Here is a 19,347-nt window from a genome sequence, read left to right on the forward strand (position 1 = left end):
CCAGCCCCCACCGGCCCGCACCCGCCCGACAACCAGACCCCGGGCCTCCTCAGACGCCGTCCCCACCGACCGTCACCCGCGACACGCTCTCCGGGGTCTTCGGGGACTCCCGGCGGGACGTCAGGCGCGTGGCCAGGGGTTCCGTGTAGCGGGCTGTGAGGGGGCCGAGGATGACCAGGATGAGGACGTAGGCGGTGGCCAGGGGGCCGAGGGAGGGTTCTATGCCGGCCGAGACCGCAAGGCCCGCGATGACGATCGAGAACTCGCCCCGGGCCACGAGCGCGCCGCCCGTGCGCCAGCGGCCCTTGGCGGAGATCCCGGCTCGGCGGGCCGCCCAGTAGCCGGTGGCGATCTTCGTGGCCGCGGTGATCAGGGCCAGGGCGAGGGCGGGGAGCAGGACGGGTGGGATGCTCGCCGGGTCCGTGTGGAGGCCGAAGAAGACGAAGAAGACGGCGGCGAAGAGGTCACGCAGGGGGCTCAGGAGCGTGTGGGCGCCCTCGGCCACCTCTCCCGAGAGGGCTATGCCCACGAGGAACGCGCCCACCGCAGCCGACACCTGGAGTTGCTGGGCCACGCCCGCCACCAGGATCGTCAGGCCGAGGACCACCAGGAGGAGTTTCTCCGGGTCGTCGCTCGACACGAAGCGGGAGATCAGGCGGCCGTAGCGGACCGCCACGAAGAGGACCAGGCCGGCCGCCGCCAGGGCGATCGCCAGGGTCAGGCTGCCGGCCAGCAGACCCGCGCCGGCCACGAGGGCGGTGACGATGGGCAGGTAGACCGCCATCGCCAGGTCCTCCAGGACCAGGACGCTCAGGATGACCGGGGTCTCGCGGTTGCCGACCCGGCCCAGGTCGCCCAGGACCTTGGCGATCACTCCCGAGGAGGAGATCCAGGTGACGCCCGCCAGGACGACCGCGGCCACCGGGCCCCAGCCAAGCAGTAGGGCGGCCGCCGCTCCCGGGAGGGCGTTGAGGGCGCCGTCGACCAGGCCGGAGGGGTAGTGGGCCTTGAGGTTGGTGACCAGGTCGCCGGCCGTGTACTCCAGGCCGAGCATCAGGAGCAGGAGGATCACTCCTATCTCCGCCCCTATCGACACGAACTCCTCGCTCGCGCCCAGGGGGAGCAGGCCGCCCTCGCCGAAGGCCAGGCCGGCCAGGAGGTAGAGGGGGATGGGGGAGAGACGGAAACGGGCGGCGAAACGGCCGAGGAGTCCCAGGCCGAGGATGATCGAGCCGAACTCGATCAGCAGGACAGCGGAGTGCACGCGTTCACTCCCGCCCGAGGACGGCCGCGGCGGCGTCCACGCCCTCGCGGGTGCCCACGACGATGAGGATGTCACCGCCCGCCAGGCGGAAGTCCGGCGCGGGCGAGGGGATCGCCTCCGCCCGGCGCAGGGCCGCGACGACGGACGCGCCGGTGTCCGTGCGCATCCTCGTGTCGCCCAGGACCCGTCCGTTCCAGCGGGAACCGGCCGCCACCTCGATCCGCTCGGCCACCAGGCCCAGGTCGGAGGCGTAGAGGAGGCTCGCGCTGTGGTGGGAGGGCTTCAGCGCGTCGATCAGGGCGCCCGCCTCGGAGCCCGTCAGACGCAGCGACTGGGCGCAGGAGTCGGGGTCGTCGGCCCGGTACACGCTCACCGTGCGGGCACCGTCGCGGTGCGCCACCACGGAGAGGTGGCGGTCCTCGCGGGTCATGAGGTCGTACTGGACCCCGATCCCCGGCAGCGGCGTCGACCTCAGGCGTGGAGCAGACACGTTTCTTCCCCTTGTGTTTCGCGTGATCACGGGTGCGGGCTTGCATGGTGCCAGTACCCCGTACGGTGGCGATATGGGTGACGTGACGGATATACGCGAGCGGCCGGGCCCGGCGACGCTGGTCTCCCGGACGTCGTACGAGAGGGGCGAGGGCAAGGCCGTGTCGCTGTTCTGGCGGATCTTCTCGCTCAACGCCGCGGGCCTCGTCGTCGCCACCGCGCTGCTGCTGGGGCCGGTCACCGTGTCGACGCCGGTCCGGCGCGGCGAGGCCGTGGTCGTCCTCGGCGGGCTCGCCCTGTTGCTGGTCGCCAACGCCCTGGTGCTGCGGGTCGGGCTCGTCCCGCTGCAGCGGCTGGGGCGGGCCATGGCCGCCGCCGATCTGCTGCGCCCCGGGGTGCGTGCCCCCGTCTCCGGTCCTGCCGAGACGGCCGCGCTGATCACGACGTACAACACCATGCTCGACCGGCTGGAGGCCGAGCGGGCGACCGGCGCGGCCCACGCCCTGTCCGCGCAGGAGCGGGAGCGGCACCGCATCGCGCGCGAGCTGCACGACGAGGTCGGGCAGACGCTGACCGCCGTGCTGTTGCAGCTCAAGCGGGTCGCCGACCGGGCGCCCGAGGAGCTGCGGGAGGACGTGGGACAGGCGCAGGAGGCGACCCGGGCCGGGCTCGACGAGATCCGCCGGATCGCACGGAGGCTGCGGCCCGGGGTGCTGGAGGAGCTCGGGCTGCCCAGCGCCCTGCGGTCCCTAGCGGCCGAGTTCACCACGCACGGACTGACCGTGCGCCACCACGTCGGCGGCGATCTGCCCCGGCTGACCGAGGAGTCGGAACTGGTGGTCTACCGGGTCGCCCAGGAGGGTCTGACCAACACCGCGCGGCACTCCGCCGCCGACCGTGCCGAAGTCCGGCTCCAGCCGGTCGCGGGGGGAATCGAGCTCCTCGTACGGGACAACGGCGAGGGGCTGGGCGGGGCGCCCGAAGGGGCCGGGATCCAGGGGATGCGGGAGCGGGCGCTGCTGGTCGGGGCCGCACTCTCGGTGGCGGCCGGCCCCGGGCGGGGGACGGACGTGCGGCTGCGCATACCGGTTGCGGCGGAGGCGTACTGATGGCGGAGCCGACCCGGGTGCTGCTCGCCGACGACCACACGCTCGTACGGCGGGGGGTCCGGCTGATCCTGGAGGGGGAACCCGATCTCACGGTGGTGGCCGAGGCGGGGGACGGCGCCGAGGCGGTCGAGCTGGCACGCGCGCGTGAGGTGGATCTGGCCGTGCTGGACATCGCGATGCCCCGGATGACCGGGCTGCAGGCGGCCCGCGAGCTGTCCCGGCGCCTGCCGGACCTGCGGATACTGATCCTGACGATGTACGACAACGAGCAGTACTTCTTCGAGGCGCTCAAGGCCGGGGCCAGTGGGTACGTGCTCAAGTCCGTCGCCGACCGCGATCTCGTCGAGGCGTGCCGGGCCGCCGTACGCGACGAGTCGTTCGTCTACCCCGGGGCGGAGCGGGCCCTCGTCCGCTCCTACCTCGACCGGCTGCACCGCGGTGACGACCTGCCCGCGCGGGCCGTCACCGAACGCGAGGAGGAGATCCTCAAGCTCGTCGCCGAGGGGCACACCACGAAGGAGATCGGCGAGCTGCTGTTCATCAGCGCGAAGACGGTGGAGCGGCACCGGGCGAACCTGCTGCAGAAACTGGGGATGCGGGACCGCCTGGAGCTGACCCGTTACGCGATACGGGCCGGGCTCATCGACCCTTGAGGCGGGCCTGCGGGTGGGTGCCACGACGCCGGCGCACCACATACGCGCCCGCGAGGCCGGCCCCGCCGAGCGCCAGCGCCACCCCGATCGCCCGCTCGAAACCGGCCGGGCCCACACTGCCTCCGGACCCGCCCTGCACACCGAGCGTCGGAAGCGGCGTGACGAGGGGCGTGACTGGGGGTGTGGCGAGCGGGGTCGAGAGTGGCGTGGCGGCACTCACGTCCTCGGCGGTGTCCCTTCGGGGCAGCGCCTCACAGGCGATGCCGTCGTCGGAACCCCGGTCCTCGTCGAGCCGGTCGGGGTCGGTGCGGTCGAGGTCGAACTGCGCCTGGGCGTCCTCCTGGTAGACGAAGTCCGCGCAGTCCAGGTCGCCTTGAGCGTGTGCGACACCGGTCAGCGGTCCGGCGGTGGCCAGGACGGCCAGCGCGGCGCCGGTGAGCGAGATGCGTATTGCCATGGGTCGTGCCTTTCGGGCGGGGCCGGAACAGCCGTCACCGCGAATCTATGGACGCGCCCCGCATCAGGCCCGTGGAGCTGGGCCGAACGGGCGCGTCCTCACAGCAGCGTCTCCCAGTCCTCGTCGAAGTCCGCCGGGTTCAGGAACAGCACGTCCGCCGGCTCGACCGGACCCCGCGGGGACTGTTCCGTCCAGATGCACTTGCCGGTCGGGGTGTACCGGGCGCCCCAGCGGGTGGAGAGGGCCGAGATGAGCTGGAGGCCCCGGCCGCCCTCGTCGGTGTCCGCGGCATGGCGGATGCGGGGCATGGTCTGGCTGCCGTCGTAGACCTCGCAGATCAGCTCGGTGGTCTGCAGCAGACGCAACCGGACCGGACCGCGTGCGTGCCGGACGACGTTGCCCACCAGTTCGCTGACCAGGAGCTCGGTGGTGGGGGACAGGTCGTCCAGGTCCCAGGCCGCGAGCTGTTCACGGACGTGACGGCGGGCCTGGCTCGCCGCCTTCGGGTCCTCCGGCAGGGACCAGGCGGCCATCCGGTCGGCCGGCAGCGCGTGCAGCCGGGCCACCAGGAACGCCGCGTCGTCCGCCGCCTGCTGGTCCGCCGGCAGCAGACCGGCCGTCAGCCTGTCGCACAGCCGTTCAAGGTCTACGGCGGTCCCGTCGGCGTGGGCGGCGCCGAGCAGCCGAGCCAGCTCGGCCATGCCCTCGTCGATCTCCCGCTTCGCCGACTCCACCAGCCCGTCGGTGTACAGCACGAGCAGACTGCCCTCGGGCACCTCCAGCTCGGCCGTCTCGAACGGCGGCTTGGCCGCGCCCAGCGGGGGATCGGCGTCCGGTGCGGGGAAGTGCACGGTGCCGTCGGGCCGTACCAGAGCGGGCGGGGGATGGCCGGCCCGGGCGATGGAGCACACCTGGGTCGTCGGGTCGTAGAGCGCGTACAGGCAGGTGGCGTACGACGCCTCGCTCATGCCGCTGACGATGTCGTTGAGGTGGCCGAGGATCTCGTCGGGCGGCAGCTCCAGGTCGGCCAGGGTGTGCACCGCGGTGCGCAGCCGCCCCATGGTGGCCGCCTCCGGGAGGCCGTGGCCCATCACGTCGCCGACGACCAGCGCGACCCGTCCGCCGGACAACGGGATGATGTCGTACCAGTCGCCGCCCACGTCCGCGCCCTGCCCGGCCGGCAGATAGCGGGCGGCCGCCGTGCACGCGGGCAGGTCGGGCAGGGCCTGGGGGAGCAGGCTGCGCTGGAGTTCCCGGGACCGGGTGTGCTCGGCGTCGTAGAGGCGGGCCCGCTCCAGGGACTGGGCGACGAGGGTGTGATGGTGGTGAGCAGGGCGCGTTCCTCGTCGTCGAGGAGCCGGGGCCGGTCGAAGGAGACCACGCAGACGCCGAAGGTGTGCCCGGACGCCGTCAGCGGGAGGAACGCCCAGGACCTCTTGGCGCCGCGGGCGGGGAAGTCGGCCAGTTCGGGATAGCGGGTGGCGTACTCGTGCGGGGACGACATGAACAGCGGGAGGCCGGAGGCGATCGTGTCCCAGGCGGGGTCGCCGGTCACCGACCGCGGACGGCTGTCGAGCAGGGCCACGAAGTCCCGGGGGTAGCCGACCGCGCCGACGTGGTGGAGCCGGTCGCCCTCGCTGACCTGGACCATCAGCCCGGAGGCGGCGAACGGCGGCAGGACCCGTCGGGCGACCGCGTCCACCACGTCCCGGGAGGTCGTCGCCTTGGCGAGTTCCGTGGTCAGCTCGGCGATCCGCACCGCCCGCTCGGCCGCGGCCCGCTCCGCCGCCTGCCGCTCCTGTGCCAGCCGGCGCTTCTCGGTGACGTCCTGGAAGTAGAGGGTCCGGCCGTCGGGCCCCGGCACCAGCCGTACGTGCAGCCGCCGTCGGCAGTCCGCTATGTACACGTCGAACCCGGCGGGCTTCTCCTCGGCGCCCGCCCCCAGACAGCTCTCCTTGAGACCCGGGACCTGCCGGGTGGCCGGAAGGTCCCACAGCAGGCGTCCGAACAGCTCCTCCTCGGAGAAGCCGAGGAAGCGTTCAGCCTCCAGGTTGGCGAAGGTGATCCGCCACTCGTCGTCCACCGCGAGGAAACCGTCGCTCATGTGTCTCAGGGCCCTGCTGAGGGCGTCCCGGGCGGTGCGCGACTCGTTGCTCTCCCAGCCGACCCCGATCATCCGCAGGGGCTCGCCCCGCTCGTCGTAGGTCGTCCGGCCGCGGGCCTGCGTCCAGCCCCAGGTGCCGTCCGGGCGCCGGACGCGGTACTCGGCCTCGAACACGCCGTGGCCGGTGATCGCCCGCTCGACCGCCGCGAGCGTGGGCGCCAGGTCGTCGGGGTGGACGATCCGCATCCAGTCCTCGACGCGGCCGCTGAAGTCGGCGGGACGGGTGCCGTACAGCTCCAGGGCGGCCTCGTCCCAGATCAGCTCGCCGGTGTGGATGCCCCAGTCCCACGAGCCGACCCGGACCTCCTTGAGGGCGTGCCGCAGCCGCTCCCGGTTCGGCTCGGCCGGTGGGGGACCGGAGGGCGGCGGGGCCTGGGCCATGCGGTCCTCGGTCCAGGCGACGACGTCCCGCAGGAAGTCCCAGTGCTCCGGGGTGGGTTCACCCCGCTCGCCGGCCAGGACCGTCAGCGCGCCGATGCTGCGCCGGCCGCTGAACACGGGCAGCGCGGCGAGGCCGGTGCCGGGCCAGGGGGCCTCCTCCGGCGCGTCCTGGGACAGCGGTACCCACACGCCCTTGCCCTGCTGGAGCGCGCGGGCCGGGGCCAGGGGGCCCTCCTGGTCGACGATCTCCCAGGAGCGGGTGAGGGCGGGCGGCAGACCGGCGGACGACACCAGGCGCAGGGCGGACATCGGGCCGCGCAGGTGCACGGTCCCGCCGAGCGCGCCCAGTTCACCGACCGCGTGCCCGAGCGCCAGCCGGAAGACCTCGCTCTCCGTCGCACCAGGGGTGACCGTGCCGAGAAGAGCGAGCCGCGCGTTCATGCAGGGAACTTATCGTTCCCGTTTCCGTTCGAAACCTGCTTCACCGTTTCCGACGGGCTGTTCCTCGGCACTCTCTCACCCCAACTCCCCAAGTTTCACAGGAAGTTGCTGAAATCCCAGCCGTGTACCGTGCCGTCGGACCGGGCAGTCTGCGATCAAGAGGAGCGGCATGGACATCGGTGTCTTCATCCCCATCGGCAACAACGGCTGGCTCATCTCGAAGAGTTCCCCGCAGTACATGCCGACCTTCGAACTCAACAAGGCCGTCGTGCAAAAGGCCGAGGAGCACGGGTTCGACTTCGCCCTCTCCATGATCAAACTCAAGGGGTTCGGCGGCGAGACCGAGTTCTGGGACCACTGCCTGGAGTCGTTCACGCTGATGGCAGGCCTCGCCGCGGTCACCGAGCGGATCAGGCTGTACGCCTCCACGCCGATCCTCGCCCTCCCGCCGGCGATCGTGGCGCGCATGGCGGTCACGGTCGACTCCATCGCCCCCGGCCGGTTCGGCGTCAACATCGTCACCGGATGGGCGCCCGGCGAGTACACCCAGATGGGCGTGTGGCCGGGCGACGAGCACTTCGGCAACCGGTACGCGCGCGCCGAGGAGTACGTGACGGTGATGAAGGAACTGTGGAGCGAGGGCGTCAGCAACTTCAAGGGCGAGTTCTACGAGATGGACGACTGCGTGCTGTCGCCGCGCCCGGCGAACGGGCACATCGACATCGTGGCCGCCGGGCAGAGCGGCACGGGCATGCGATTCGCCGCCGACCACGCCGACTACAACTTCATCCTGGGCAGCGGCGTGAACACCCCGCTCGTTTTCGCGGACAGCGCGGCCACGCTGGTGGAGGCGGCGCGGGAGACCGGCCGGGACGTCGGTGCGCTGTCCCTGTTCATGGTCATCGCCGACGAGAGCGACGAGGCCGCCCGTGCGAAGTGGCAGGACTACCACGCGGGCGCCGACCGCGCGGCGCTGGCCTACATGGCGGGGGAGTCGGCCACGGACACCACCGCCGACGACTCCTCCACGGCCCGCACCATCGTGCTGCCCGAGGGCGCCGTGAACTTCAACATGGGGACGCTCGTCGGGTCGTACGAGAGCGTCGCGCGCATGCTCGACGAGATCGCCGGGGTCGAGGGGACCAAGGGGATCATGCTGGTCTTCGACGACTTCCTCGACGGGATCGAGAAGTTCCGGACGCGGATCCAGCCGTTGATGCGGTCGCGGGAGGGGCGGGAGCGGGTGGCGGTGGGCTGAGGGGGCCGGCCTGTGAGGCTCGGCAGGTTCCGTCTCCGGCGGGGGCGTGGCGGGGCGCACGACCGTGCGGTAGGGGTACCGGGGCTCGGCGGCGCCGCGCCCGTCCGGTCCGAGCCTCTCCTCGGCAGCCCGTGCTGGCGCCGTGCCGCGTGACTGGAGTGGGGCAGCCGTCGGTTGTGGCGTCCATGCGCACCCGCGCGTGGGCCCGGCGCCGTGACTGGAGTGGGGCAGTCGTCGGCAGTGGCACTCATGCGCACCCGCGCGTGGGCCCGGTGCCGTGACTCGAGTGGGGCAGTCGTCGGTTGTGGTGTCCATGCGCACCCGCGCGTGGCCCCGGCGCCGGCTCGGGAGGCCTGTGCGGACGGCCGGGAGGCCGGCCCCGTGCCTCGTTCGGCACTGGAACCGGCCTCTCGGTCGGGCGTCCGCCCGCAGCGTGTCAGTCCGTGCCGAACTCCATCGCCGCCCGGTCCAGCAGGGCCTCGTCCTCCGAGACCTCGCCGCGGGAGGCGATCGCCTCGGCGCCGCCCTCGGGGAGCTCCGGCATGGTGCCGATCAGCCCGGTCGCGGCGGCCTGGGAGGCGCCGATCGTGGGGCTGCCGGTGCCGATCAGGCCGAGACCGGCGTACTGCTCCAGCTTGGCGCGGGAGTCGGCGATGTCGAGGTTGCGCATGGTGAGCTGGCCGATCCGGTCGACCGGGCCGAAGGCCGAGTCCTCGGTGCGCTCCATGGACAGCTTGTCCGGGTGGTACGAGAACGCCGGGCCCGTGGTGTCGAGGATCGAGTAGTCCTCGCCCCGCCGCAGCCGCAGGGTGACCTCACCCGTGACCGCCGCGCCGACCCAGCGCTGGAGCGACTCGCGGATCATCAGGGCCTGCGGGTCCAGCCAGCGGCCCTCGTACATCAGACGGCCCAGGCGCCGGCCCTCGTTGTGGTACTGGGCGACGGTGTCCTCGTTGTGGATCGCGTTGACGAGACGCTCGTAGGCCGCGTGGAGCAGGGCCATGCCGGGGGCCTCGTAGATGCCGCGGCTCTTCGCCTCGATGATCCGGTTCTCGATCTGGTCGGACATGCCCAGGCCGTGCCGGCCGCCGATGGCGTTGGCCTCCATGACCAGGTCGACGGCGGAGCCGAACTCCTTGCCGTTGATGGTCACCGGGCGGCCCTGGTCGAAGCCGATCGTCACGTCCTCGGGCGCGATCTCGACCGACGGGTCCCAGAACTTGACGCCCATGATCGGCTCGACGGTCTCGATGCCGGTGTTGAGGTGCTCCAGGGTCTTGGCCTCGTGCGTGGCGCCCCAGATGTTGGCGTCGGTGGAGTACGCCTTCTCCGTCGAGTCCCGGTACGGCAGCTGGTGCGCGACCAGCCACTCCGACATCTCCTTGCGGCCACCGAGCTCGGTCACGAAGTCCGCGTCCAGCCACGGCTTGTAGATCCGCAGGTTCGGGTTGGCGAGCAGGCCGTAGCGGTAGAACCGCTCGATGTCGTTGCCCTTGAAGGTCGAACCGTCGCCCCAGATCTGGACGTTGTCCTCCAGCATCGCCCGCACCAGGAGCGTGCCGGTGACGGCACGGCCCAGCGGGGTGGTGTTGAAGTACGCCCGCCCGCCCGAGCGGATGTGGAACGCCCCGCAGGTGAGCGCGGCCAGCCCCTCCTCCACGAGCGCGGCCCGGCAGTCGACCAGGCGCGCGATCTCGGCACCGTAGGTCTTCGCGCGGCCGGGCACCGAGTCGATGTCGGGCTCGTCGTACTGGCCGATGTGCGCGGTGTAGGTGCACGGGATGGCGCCCTTGTCGCGCATCCACGCGACCGCGACGGAGGTGTCGAGACCGCCGGAGAAGGCGATGCCGACGCGTTCGCCGGCGGGGAGGGACGTGAGGACCTTGGACATAGGAAGATTATGCATCACCGCGTATGGTCATGCAAAGCCCCTGATGTCGTCCCGCACGTGATTCAGGTCATCCGTGGGTCCGGGGCATCGCCAAGCGCGAGGGAGTCCCGGCCCCGACGGTCGCCCGGCGCCTCCCGCCGCCGTCTTCCGTCGCGGCGGGACGGCAGCCCGTGATCACCGCCGGAGCCCGTGGGAGGCCGGACCTCGCATCGTCCGCAAGCGCCTACCCTTGACCCATGACCAGCAGCAGCGACCGGGGCCCGACAGTGGACGTTTCATCTCCGAAAACGTACGAAGTGCGCACTTACGGGTGCCAGATGAACGTCCATGACTCCGAGCGATTGTCCGGCCTGCTGGAGGAGGCGGGGTACGTGCCCGCCCCCGAGGGCTCCGACGGTGACGCGGACGTCGTCGTCTTCAACACCTGCGCGGTGCGGGAGAACGCCGACAACCGGCTCTACGGCAACCTCGGCCGCCTCGCGCCGCGCAAGGCCTCGCGGCCCGGCATGCAGATCGCCGTCGGCGGCTGCCTCGCGCAGAAGGACCGTGACACCATCGTGCGGAAGGCGCCCTGGGTGGACGTCGTCTTCGGCACGCACAACATCGGCAAGCTGCCCGTCCTGCTGGAACGCGCGCGCGTGCAGGAGGAGGCGCAGGTCGAGATCGCCGAGTCGCTGGAGGCGTTCCCGTCCACGCTGCCGACCCGCCGCGAGAGCGCCTACGCGGCGTGGGTGTCGATCTCCGTCGGCTGCAACAACACCTGCACCTTCTGCATCGTCCCGGCCCTGCGCGGCAAGGAGAAGGACCGCCGTACCGGCGACATCCTCGCCGAGATCGAGGCGCTGGTCGGCGAGGGCGTCTCCGAGATCACGCTGCTCGGCCAGAACGTCAACGCGTACGGTTCCGACATCGGCGACCGAGAGGCCTTCAGCAAGCTGCTGCGCGCCTGCGGCAAGATCGAGGGCCTGGAGCGTGTCCGCTTCACGTCCCCGCACCCGCGCGACTTCACCGACGACGTGATCGCGGCGATGGCGGAGACGCCGAACGTCATGCCGCAGCTCCACATGCCGCTCCAGTCCGGCTCGGACACCGTCCTGAAGGCGATGCGCCGCTCGTACCGCCAGGAGCGCTTCCTCGGGATCATCGAGAAGGTGCGCGCCGCCATGCCGGACGCGGCGATCTCGACCGACATCATCGTGGGCTTCCCCGGCGAGACCGAGGAGGACTTCGAGCAGACCATGCACGTGGTCCGCGAGGCCCGCTTCACGAACGCCTTCACCTTCCAGTACTCCAAGCGCCCCGGAACCCCCGCGGCGACCATGGACGGGCAGATCCCCAAGGAGGTCGTCCAGGCGCGCTACGAGCGTCTCGTCGCCCTCCAGGAGGAGATCTCCTGGGAGGAGAACAAGAAGCAGGTCGGCCGCACCCTGGAGCTGATGGTCGCCGAGGGCGAGGGCCGCAAGGACGGCTCCACCCACCGCCTCTCCGGCCGCGCCCCCGACAACCGCCTGGTCCACTTCACCAAGCCCGACCAGGAGGTCCGCCCCGGCGACGTCGTCACGGTCGAGATCACCTACGCGGCCCCCCACCACCTCCTCGCCGAGGGCGCCGTCCTCGACGTGCGCCGCACGCGCGCGGGAGACGCGTGGGAGAAGCGGAACGCGACGCAGACCACGAAGTCGGCGGGCGTGCTCCTCGGACTGCCGAAGATCGGGGTGCCGGAGCCGCTCCCGGCGGCCACGGGCGGCTGCACGGCGCACTGAGCGAGCGGGGCGGGCCGGGGACGGCGCGACCTGCTGATCGGCCGACCTGGTGAGAAGCACGGAACCCGCGCCGCCGCGGCCCTGACGATAGGCTCCGGATCATGCTTGTCGCCGCCGCGGTCTGCCCCTGCCCGCCTCTTCTCGTCCCCGAGGTCGCCGCGGGCGCCGCGCCCGAGCTGGATGCCGCGCGTGCCGCGTGCATGGATGCGCTGGGAGTGCTCGCCGCCTCCCGGCCCGATCTTCTCGTGGTCGTCGGCCCAGCCGGGCGGAGCGGGCGCGGTGTGCTGCCGGAGGGCACCCGTGGGTCGTTCCGCGGTTTCGGCGTGGAGGTCGAGGTACGGCTGGGCCGGGACGGGGAATCCGAGCGCGAACTGCCGACCTCCCTCGCCGTCGCCGCCTGGCTGCTGGAGCGCACCGGCTGGTCCGACGCCCCGATCGAGGGACTCGGAGTGGGGGAACCTCTGGAGCCCGAGCGGTGTATCCAGACCGGAAGGGACATCGCCGCCCGGGCCGAGCGGGTGGCGCTGCTGGTGATGGGCGACGCCAGCGCCTGCCGCACGCTCAAGGCCCCCGGCTATCTCGACGAGCGCGCGGCCCCTTTCGACGCGGAGGTCGCGCGTGCGCTGGGCGAGGCCGACGTGGCGGCCCTGCGCGCGCTGGACACCGAGCTGGCGTACGCGCTGAAGGCCTCCGGCCGGGCCTGCTGGCAGGTCCTCGCGGGCGCGGCCGAGGGGGCGGGGCTGGGCGGCTCACTGCTGTACGAGGACGCGCCGTACGGCGTGGGGTACATGGTCGCCACCTGGTCCTGAGGGCCGTAGGAGTCCTGAGGGCCGTAGGCGAGTCGTTCCGGGACGGTCCCGGCAACGGCGGACGGCCGGAGGCGTGGGGCCCCGCGACCGTCCGTCGGTGTGCCGTGCTGTCGTTCAGGAAGCCGGCGGCGGTGAGGCCGGAGGCGCGCTGCCGTCCCCCGGTCCCTGGGTGCCGTCGTGGTGCGCGAGTCGGTCCATGGCGTCCTTGGCCTTGCCCGTGCCCGTCTGGATCTTGTCGCTGTACTTGCCCTTGGTCTTCTCGTCCACGACCTTCGCGGCCCTGTCGAGGCCGTGCTGGATCTTGTCCCCGTGCTGCTGCGCGAGGCCGGAGACCTTGTCCTTGGCCGGGCTGAGCTTGGCCTTCACATTGTCCAGGAGACCCATCATTCACCTTCCCACGCGAGACAGTTACGTGCGGGCGCCTTCACCGGCCTCATGATCGGCCGCCTCTTCGGCGGACTGCTGCTTGGGAATCTCGACGCCCTCGCCGGCAGCGTCCTCGACGGCCTCCGTCGCCGTCGTTCCGTCCGTGCCCTCGGCGGTCTCGGTGACTTCGACCCGGGTCTCGCCCTCGGCCTCGGTCGCGGTTCCGGCCTCGGCCTCGGCGTCGGTCGATCCCTTCGCTTCTGCCGCCTCCTCCGCCGCGGGCTCGGCCGCTTGGAGGTCGGCCTGCGTCTCGGCGGTTGACGCCTCCTCCGTGGCCTTCGACCTGCGGAGAAGTCGTGCGAAAACGCCCATATCCACTCCATACGCTACTCGTGCGGGGGAAATCCCGCGTCATCCGGTGCGCCCGTTTGCGCCGTCCGGATCGCCGCCCCCCGGAACAGGGCGGCGGAAACCACGCAACTGGCAACGACGCCGGACCCGGGCCGTCACGTAACTCGTTCGAGGTGGTGCCCCGAGGTTTGCGAGACTGGGGCGGTGAGCAGCGCACCCCCCGCCCCCCGCGTCATCGCCGTCGTCGGACCCACCGCGGCCGGAAAGTCCGATCTGGGCGTCTTCCTCGCCCAGCGTCTGGGAGGCGAGGTCGTCAACGCCGACTCCATGCAGCTCTACCGAGGGATGGACATCGGCACCGCCAAGCTGACGCCCGCCGAACGCGACGGCGTCCCGCACCACCTGCTGGACATCTGGGACGTGACCGTCACCGCGTCCGTCGCCGAGTACCAGCGGCTGGCCCGCGCCCGGATCGACGCGCTGCTCGCCGAGGGACGCTGGCCCATCCTCGTCGGCGGTTCCGGGCTGTACGTCCGCGGCGCCGTAGACAACCTGGAGTTCCCGGGCACCGACCCCGAGGTCAGGGCCCGACTGGAGGAAGAACTGGTGCTGCGCGGCTCCGGCGCGCTGCACGCCCGCCTCTCCGCCGCCGACCCCGGGGCCGCGCAGGCGATCCTGCCCAGCAACGGCCGCCGTATCGTCCGCGCTCTCGAAGTGATCGAGATCACCGGAAAACCCTTCACCGCCAACCTCCCCGGCCATGACTCCGTCTACGACACCGTCCAGATCGGCGTCGACGTGGCCCGGCCCGAGCTCGACGAGCGCATCGCGCGCCGGGTCGACCGGATGTGGGAGGCGGGGCTCGTGGAGGAGGTCCGGGAGCTGGAGGCGCGAGGGTTGCGCGAGGGGCGCACGGCCTCCCGCGCGCTCGGGTACCAGCAGGTGCTCGCGGCGCTCTCGGGGGAGTGCACGATGGAGGACGCAAGGGCCGAGACCGTCCGTGCCACGAAACGCTTCGCGCGCCGCCAGGATTCATGGTTCAGGCGCGATCCCCGGGTGCATTGGTTGAGTGGGGCTGCGGCGCATCTCACAGAACTTCCGCAGCTCGCACTGGCGTTGGTCGAACGACCGGTTACAGCCTGATCACGTCCTGGCATCGGGACGCTCCGGCCGTCATCCCGGCCTCCGGCGCCGTGCCATCATCGAGCTTCGATCGACCAAGTGGAGTCCGAGTTGGGAGGGCGCGTGGCGATGGAGGCCGGCCCTCGCGACACCGCACAAGGCACCGAGCCCCTCACCGCACAGAGCGGTGAACCGGAGCAGGACGCGGAGCGTCTGAGCCCCGACGGGCCCGACGACACCCAGGGCGGTGTGACCGCCGACGGCCCCGAGCCCGAGGAGATGTTCCCGGGCGGCGAAGAGGTCGAGGTCGAGCTGCGCCCGCAGCGCCGCCTGCGGATCTGGCAGCTCGCCCCCATCGTCTCGCTGGCCGCGGTCGGCTCCCTGATGTTCGCCTTCCCGCTGGCCTTCGACTTCGGCGACAGCGGCGCGGTGATCGCGATGCTGGGCCTGCTGATCTGCTTCTGTGCGGCCGGCTGGGGCATGATGGCCGCGCGCCGCGTTGGTTACACGTGGCCGGGCCTGCCGCAGCGGGGGTCCGACCGCCGCGCGGACTGGCGGGTCGTGGCCGGGTACATCCTGCTGGTGGCCGTGGTGGTCGTACTCGCCGTGTGGCGCGTGGCCAGACTCCGCTGAAGCACCCCCCACCGAGGCGCGGGGACGGGACCACGCGACCGGTCCCACCGGCCCGCGGCGGAAGCCACACGGGTCGGCGGCGGAAACACTACCGGCCGGCGGCGAAGCCCCATCGGCTCGCGCCGGAAGCCGTACGGGTTGGGGGCGCAAGCGCTACCAGCCAGGGAAGCCACACGGGTCGGGGCGGAAGCACCACCGGCCTGCGGCGGAAGTGCCACAGGCTCGCGGCGAAAGCCACACGGGTCGGCGGCGGAAGTCACACGGGTCGGGGGGCAAGCACCATCGGCTCGCGGCGGAAGTCACACGGGTCGGGGGGGGCAAGCACCATCGGCTCGCGGCGGAAGCCCCATCGGCTCGCGCCGGAAGCCGTACGGGTTGGGGGCGCAAGCGCTACCAGCCAGGGAAGTCACATGGGTCGGGGGGGGAAGCACCACCGGCCTGCGGCGGAAGTGCCACCGGCTCGCGGCGACAGCCACACTGGCCGGCGGCGGAAGTCACACGGGTCGGGGGCCAAGCACCATCGGCTCGCGGCGGAAGCCACATGGATCGGGGGCGGATGCGCCACCGGCCCCTGGAAGCCATGTGGGTCGGCGGCGGAAGCGCCCGGCCCGCGGCGGAAGCCCCACCGGCCCGCGGTCCCAAAAGCCGCGCTCCCTTACGATCGAGGAATGAGCACCCGGATCGCCTTCCTCAAGGGCCACGGCACCGAGAACGACTTCGTGATCGTCCCGGACCCCGAGAACGCCCTCGACCTGCCCACCGCCGCCGTCGCCGCCCTGTGCGACCGCCGGGCAGGCATCGGCGGTGACGGCCTGCTCCACGTCGTACGGTCCGCCGAGCACCCCGAGGCCCAGCACATGGCCGGGGAGGCCGAGTGGTTCATGGACTACCGCAACGGCGACGGCTCCATCGCGGAGATGTGCGGCAACGGCGTACGCGTCTTCGCGCGCTACCTCCAGCACGCCGGTCACGTCACCGAGGGCGACCTCGCGGTGGCCACGCGCGGGGGCGTGAAGAGCGTGCACATCGCGAAGAACGGCGACGTCACCGTCGGCATGGGCAAGGCGCTGCTGCTCGAAGGGGACGTCACGGTGAGCGTCGGCGACCGCAGCTGGCCCGCGCGGAACGTGAACATGGGCAATCCGCACGCCGTGGCCTTCGTGGACGACCTCGCCCACGCCGGCGACCTGTACTCCCCGCCGCCCTTCAGCCCGGCCGCCGCCTACCCGAGCGGGGTCAACGTCGAGTTCGTGGTCGACCGCGGCCCCCGCCACGTCGCCATGCGCGTGCACGAGCGCGGGGTGGGCGAGACCCGGTCCTGCGGTACCGGCGCGTGTGCCGTCGCCGTGGCCACGGCCCGCAGGGACGGCACCGACCCGGCGGCCACCGGCAGCCCGGCGACGTACACCGTCGACGTGCCCGGCGGCACCCTGGTGATCACAGAGCGAGCCGACGGCGAGATCGAGATGACCGGCCCCGCGGTGATCGTCGCCGAGGGCGAGATCGACGCCGACTGGCTTGAAAGCATGGTCCGTTGACCATATGAATCGCAACGATCCAGGTCTCGGGGGCATGGAACCGCAGCCTCCGACCCTTTGTGCGATTCAGAACCGCAGCCAGTTGCAGGTCAGGTGGCGCGAAATCGTAAACCTCGAAGCCTTCGCTCGAATGGGTGATCCGTTTCACGCTCGCCGAGAGGCGGTCAGCCGGGCGTGATGGGCTCGGTAGCATCAAGCACCGGCCCGGACGGGGGAAAGATGCCATCCCCTGAGCCGTGTCCGCCATGGGGCACCCCGTCCGCCGGTCCACGCAGCCGGAGGTGCCCATGAGTGCGGAGGCGACGAACCCCGCGACCCCAGGTCCGGTAGCAGGCCCGGCCGCCCGCTGGCGGGCGCGGATCGACCTGCGCCGTCTGGGCCGCGCCGCGCTGCTCGGCCCCACCGCCCGCGACCGGCTGCCCGACGCGATCAGTCACGTCGCCGAGGCCCACCGTGCCCACCACCCCGACGCCGACCTCGAACCCCTTCGCCGCGCCTGGGTCCTGGCCGAGTCCTCGCACCGCGGCCAGATGCGCAAGAGCGGTGAGCCGTACATCACACACCCGCTCGCCGTGACCCTGATCCTGGCCGAACTCGGCGCCGAGACCACGACCCTGACGGCCTCCCTGCTCCACGACACCGTCGAGGACACCGAGGTGACGCTCGATCAGGTCGGTGAGGAGTTCGGCGAGGAGGTCCGCTTCCTCGTCGACGGCGTCACCAAGCTGGAGAAGGTCGACTACGGCGCCGCCGCCGAGCCCGAGACCTTCCGCAAGATGCTCGTCGCCACCGGCAACGACGTCCGCGTGATGTCGATCAAACTCGCCGACCGGCTGCACAACATGCGCACCCTCGGCGTGATGCGCCCCGAGAAGCAGGCCCGCATCGCCAAGGTCACCCGCGACGTCCTCATCCCGCTCGCCGAACGCCTCGGCGTCCAGGCCCTCAAGACCGAACTGGAAGACCTGGTCTTCGCGATCCTCCACCCCGAGGAGTACGAGCACACGCGCGAGCTGATCGTCGACAACGCCTCCCGCGCGGACGACCCGCTCGCCGAGATCGCCGAAGAGGTGCGGGGGGTGCTGCGCGAGGCCGGCATCCAGGCCGAAGTCGTCATCCGGCCACGGCACTTCGTCTCCGTGCACCGAACAGCCCGCAAACGCGGTCGGCTGCGGGGCGCCGACTTCGGCCGACTGCTCGTCCTGGTCGGCGAGGACGCCGACTGCTACGGCGTCCTGGGCGAGCTGCACACCTGTATGACGCCGGTCGTCTCGGAGTTCAAGGACTTCATCGCCGTACCGAAGTTCAACCTGTACCAGTCGCTGCACACCGCCGTGGCCCGCGGCGACGGCCAGGTCGTCGAGGTCCTCATCCGCACCCACCAGATGCACAAGGTCGCCGAGGCCGGTGTGGTGGCGCTCGGCAACCCGTACGTGGGCCCTCCGGAGGAGCCCAGCGGGGCCGACGGCGAGCGGGTGGACCCCACCCGGCCCGGCTGGCTCTCCCGCCTCCTCGACTGGCAGGCCGCCGCGCCCGACGCCGACACCTTCTGGTCCACACTGCGCGAGGACCTCGCCCAGGACCGCGAGATCACCGTCTTCCGGCCCGACGGCGGCACCCTGGGCCTGCCCGAGGGCGCGACCTGCGTGGACGCCGCGTACGCGCAGTACGGCGAGGACGCGCACGCGTGCCTGGGCGCTCGCGTCAACGGCCGCCTGGCGACCCTGAGCACCGTCCTGAAGGACGGCGACACCGTCCAGCTCCTCATGGGGCAGGACCCGGCCGCCGAGCCCTCCAAGGAGTGGCTGGAGCACGCCCACACCCCCGCCGCGCGGATCGCCATCCAGCGGTGGATCGCGACCCACCCCTCGCCCGAAGCGCCCGAGGCACCGGAGGCGGTCTCGGAGGCCGAGGAGCGGAGCGGGACGGGCGGTGTGACGGCTGAGAGCAAGAACCCCTTCCGGGCCTCCGTCGCGGAGTCGCCGACTGCCGACACGCCCGACATCGCGGGTCGGACCCTCGCCGAGCCACGGACCCCCGACGAGCAGGCAGCCGACCGCTCCGGCGCCGCCGTCGCCCTCGTCGACCAGCCCGGCGCGACGGTACGACTGGCCGGCTGCTGCACGCCCGTGCCGCCCGACGAGATCACCGGCTTCGCCGTGCGCGGGGGAGCGGTCACCGTGCACCGCGTCGAGTGCGCCGCGGTGGCATCCATGAAGAGCGTGGGGCGCAGGGAGGTCGGCGTGCGCTGGGGCGACACCGCCGAGTGCCGGGTCACGCTGTTCGCGGAATCGTTCGGCCGCCCGCACCTCCTCGCCGACCTCACCGAGGCGATGGCAGGCGAGGGCGCCGAGATCGTCTCCGCGACCGTCGAACCTCCCAGCCAGCAGCGGGTTCGTCACACCTACACGGTCCAACTCCCGGACGCCGCCCTGCTGCCCGCACTGATGAGGGCGATGCGGAACGTGGCGGGCGTCTATGACGTGAGCAGGGCGCAGGGGCCCGGGGGGTGACGGGCAGCGGTTCGGGGGCAGCGGGGGCGGGGGGTGTCGTGACGTCCTGGGCGGGGCCGGCGCCGCAGAGGGCCTCCGAGGGTGCGCACCAGGATCGGCGCCTCAGGTCCTACCGAGCGGCATGCGGTGCCGACGCCTGAGAGGC

15 protein-coding genes and 1 pseudogene are annotated in these 19,347 nt (G+C 72.1%); 9 read left to right on the forward strand and 7 right to left on the reverse strand.

The features are described 5' to 3' along the window. Positions 1-49 precede the first annotated feature (49 nt). Together ABZ098_RS29200 and ABZ098_RS29205 are read right to left on the reverse strand one after the other, a co-directional pair. Entirely contained in the window at positions 50-1,264 is a 1,215-nt protein-coding gene (locus ABZ098_RS29200) for a cation:proton antiporter (protein WP_356596139.1), read from the reverse strand. Positions 1,265-1,268: 4 nt separating this feature from the next. Further along, positions 1,269-1,754, reverse strand: a complete 486-nt coding sequence (locus ABZ098_RS29205; protein ID WP_356596141.1) for a TrkA C-terminal domain-containing protein — start codon at positions 1,752-1,754, stop codon at positions 1,269-1,271. Positions 1,755-1,914: 160 nt separating this feature from the next. Between ABZ098_RS29205 and ABZ098_RS29210 the strand changes: the two genes are divergently transcribed. Next, positions 1,915-2,862, forward strand: coding sequence for a HAMP domain-containing sensor histidine kinase (locus ABZ098_RS29210; RefSeq protein WP_356596459.1), 948 nt, complete (start codon positions 1,915-1,917; stop codon positions 2,860-2,862). Beyond that, entirely contained in the window at positions 2,862-3,515 is a 654-nt protein-coding gene (locus ABZ098_RS29215; protein WP_356596143.1) for a response regulator transcription factor, read from the forward strand. Before ABZ098_RS29210 ends, ABZ098_RS29215 begins: the two co-directional genes overlap by 1 nt. Here the strand turns inward: ABZ098_RS29215 and ABZ098_RS29220 are convergent. Continuing rightward, positions 3,502-3,972 (reverse strand): hypothetical protein, encoded by a 471-nt coding sequence (locus ABZ098_RS29220; RefSeq protein ID WP_356596145.1) that lies wholly within the window; start codon positions 3,970-3,972, stop codon positions 3,502-3,504. The genes ABZ098_RS29215 and ABZ098_RS29220 overlap by 14 nt on opposite strands. Positions 3,973-4,070: 98 nt before the next feature. Further along, a pseudogene (locus ABZ098_RS29225) lies at positions 4,071-6,958 on the reverse strand (SpoIIE family protein phosphatase). 169 nt (positions 6,959-7,127) lie between these two features. Here ABZ098_RS29225 and rutA point away from each other — a divergent pair. Next, positions 7,128-8,216, forward strand: coding sequence for a pyrimidine utilization protein A (gene rutA, locus ABZ098_RS29230; protein WP_356596147.1), 1,089 nt, complete (start codon positions 7,128-7,130; stop codon positions 8,214-8,216). 436 nt (positions 8,217-8,652) lie between these two features. On the opposite strand, the gene argG is transcribed toward rutA, so the two are convergent. Further along, entirely contained in the window at positions 8,653-10,107 is a 1,455-nt protein-coding gene (argG, locus tag ABZ098_RS29235) for an argininosuccinate synthase (protein WP_123992005.1), read from the reverse strand. A gap of 236 nt (positions 10,108-10,343) precedes the next feature. Between argG and miaB the strand changes: the two genes are divergently transcribed. Both miaB and ABZ098_RS29245 read left to right on the forward strand, forming a co-directional pair. Then, entirely contained in the window at positions 10,344-11,870 is a 1,527-nt protein-coding gene (gene miaB, locus ABZ098_RS29240) for a tRNA (N6-isopentenyl adenosine(37)-C2)-methylthiotransferase MiaB (RefSeq protein WP_356596149.1), read from the forward strand. A gap of 101 nt (positions 11,871-11,971) precedes the next feature. Then, positions 11,972-12,679, forward strand: coding sequence for a class III extradiol dioxygenase subunit B-like domain-containing protein (locus ABZ098_RS29245; protein WP_356596151.1), 708 nt, complete (start codon positions 11,972-11,974; stop codon positions 12,677-12,679). Positions 12,680-12,793: 114 nt separating this feature from the next. On the opposite strand, the gene ABZ098_RS29250 is transcribed toward ABZ098_RS29245, so the two are convergent. Continuing rightward, positions 12,794-13,063 carry an antitoxin gene (locus ABZ098_RS29250; RefSeq protein WP_356596153.1) on the reverse strand — a complete coding sequence of 90 codons (270 nt, stop codon included), beginning with the start codon at positions 13,061-13,063 and terminating at the stop codon, positions 12,794-12,796. A 24-nt stretch (positions 13,064-13,087) separates the two neighbouring features. Next, positions 13,088-13,417, reverse strand: coding sequence for a hypothetical protein (locus ABZ098_RS29255; RefSeq protein ID WP_356596154.1), 330 nt, complete (start codon positions 13,415-13,417; stop codon positions 13,088-13,090). A 183-nt stretch (positions 13,418-13,600) separates the two neighbouring features. Between ABZ098_RS29255 and miaA the strand changes: the two genes are divergently transcribed. From miaA to ABZ098_RS29275, 4 genes are all read left to right on the forward strand, one after another. After that, positions 13,601-14,539: a tRNA (adenosine(37)-N6)-dimethylallyltransferase MiaA gene (gene miaA / locus ABZ098_RS29260; RefSeq protein ID WP_356596156.1), complete on the forward strand. Its 939-nt coding sequence runs from the start codon at positions 13,601-13,603 to the stop codon at positions 14,537-14,539. A 108-nt stretch (positions 14,540-14,647) separates the two neighbouring features. Beyond that, complete coding sequence (locus tag ABZ098_RS29265; protein ID WP_356596158.1) at positions 14,648-15,151, forward strand: hypothetical protein; 504 nt, start codon at positions 14,648-14,650, stop codon at positions 15,149-15,151. Between the two features lie 668 nt (positions 15,152-15,819). Then, positions 15,820-16,689 carry a diaminopimelate epimerase gene (gene dapF / locus ABZ098_RS29270; RefSeq protein WP_356596160.1) on the forward strand — a complete coding sequence of 290 codons (870 nt, stop codon included), beginning with the start codon at positions 15,820-15,822 and terminating at the stop codon, positions 16,687-16,689. Positions 16,690-16,976: 287 nt separating this feature from the next. Beyond that, the gene (locus tag ABZ098_RS29275) at positions 16,977-19,202 is read left to right on the forward strand and encodes a RelA/SpoT family protein (RefSeq protein WP_356596162.1); all 2,226 of its coding nucleotides are present in this window, start codon (positions 16,977-16,979) and stop codon (positions 19,200-19,202) included. The last annotated feature ends 145 nt before the right edge of the window (positions 19,203-19,347 follow it).

This window comes from Streptomyces sp. NPDC006335 (assembly GCF_040612795.1).
Classification (GTDB): Bacteria; Actinomycetota; Actinomycetes; order Streptomycetales; family Streptomycetaceae; genus Streptomyces.

Excerpts from the sequence above, each read along its gene's own strand:
- ABZ098_RS29215 (WP_356596143.1), top strand. The coding sequence starts at position 2,862 with ATGGCGGAGCCGACCCGGGTGCTGCTCGCCGACGACCACACGCTCGTA.
- ABZ098_RS29220 (WP_356596145.1), bottom strand. The coding sequence starts at position 3,972 with ATGGCAATACGCATCTCGCTCACCGGCGCCGCGCTGGCCGTCCTGGCC.
- rutA (WP_356596147.1), top strand. The coding sequence starts at position 7,128 with ATGGACATCGGTGTCTTCATCCCCATCGGCAACAACGGCTGGCTCATC.
- argG (WP_123992005.1), bottom strand. The coding sequence starts at position 10,107 with ATGTCCAAGGTCCTCACGTCCCTCCCCGCCGGCGAACGCGTCGGCATC.
- miaB (WP_356596149.1), top strand. The coding sequence starts at position 10,344 with ATGACCAGCAGCAGCGACCGGGGCCCGACAGTGGACGTTTCATCTCCG.
- ABZ098_RS29245 (WP_356596151.1), top strand. The coding sequence starts at position 11,972 with ATGCTTGTCGCCGCCGCGGTCTGCCCCTGCCCGCCTCTTCTCGTCCCC.
- ABZ098_RS29250 (WP_356596153.1), bottom strand. The coding sequence starts at position 13,063 with ATGGGTCTCCTGGACAATGTGAAGGCCAAGCTCAGCCCGGCCAAGGAC.
- ABZ098_RS29255 (WP_356596154.1), bottom strand. The coding sequence starts at position 13,417 with ATGGGCGTTTTCGCACGACTTCTCCGCAGGTCGAAGGCCACGGAGGAG.
- ABZ098_RS29265 (WP_356596158.1), top strand. The coding sequence starts at position 14,648 with ATGGAGGCCGGCCCTCGCGACACCGCACAAGGCACCGAGCCCCTCACC.
- dapF (WP_356596160.1), top strand. The coding sequence starts at position 15,820 with ATGAGCACCCGGATCGCCTTCCTCAAGGGCCACGGCACCGAGAACGAC.
- ABZ098_RS29275 (WP_356596162.1), top strand. The coding sequence starts at position 16,977 with ATGAGTGCGGAGGCGACGAACCCCGCGACCCCAGGTCCGGTAGCAGGC.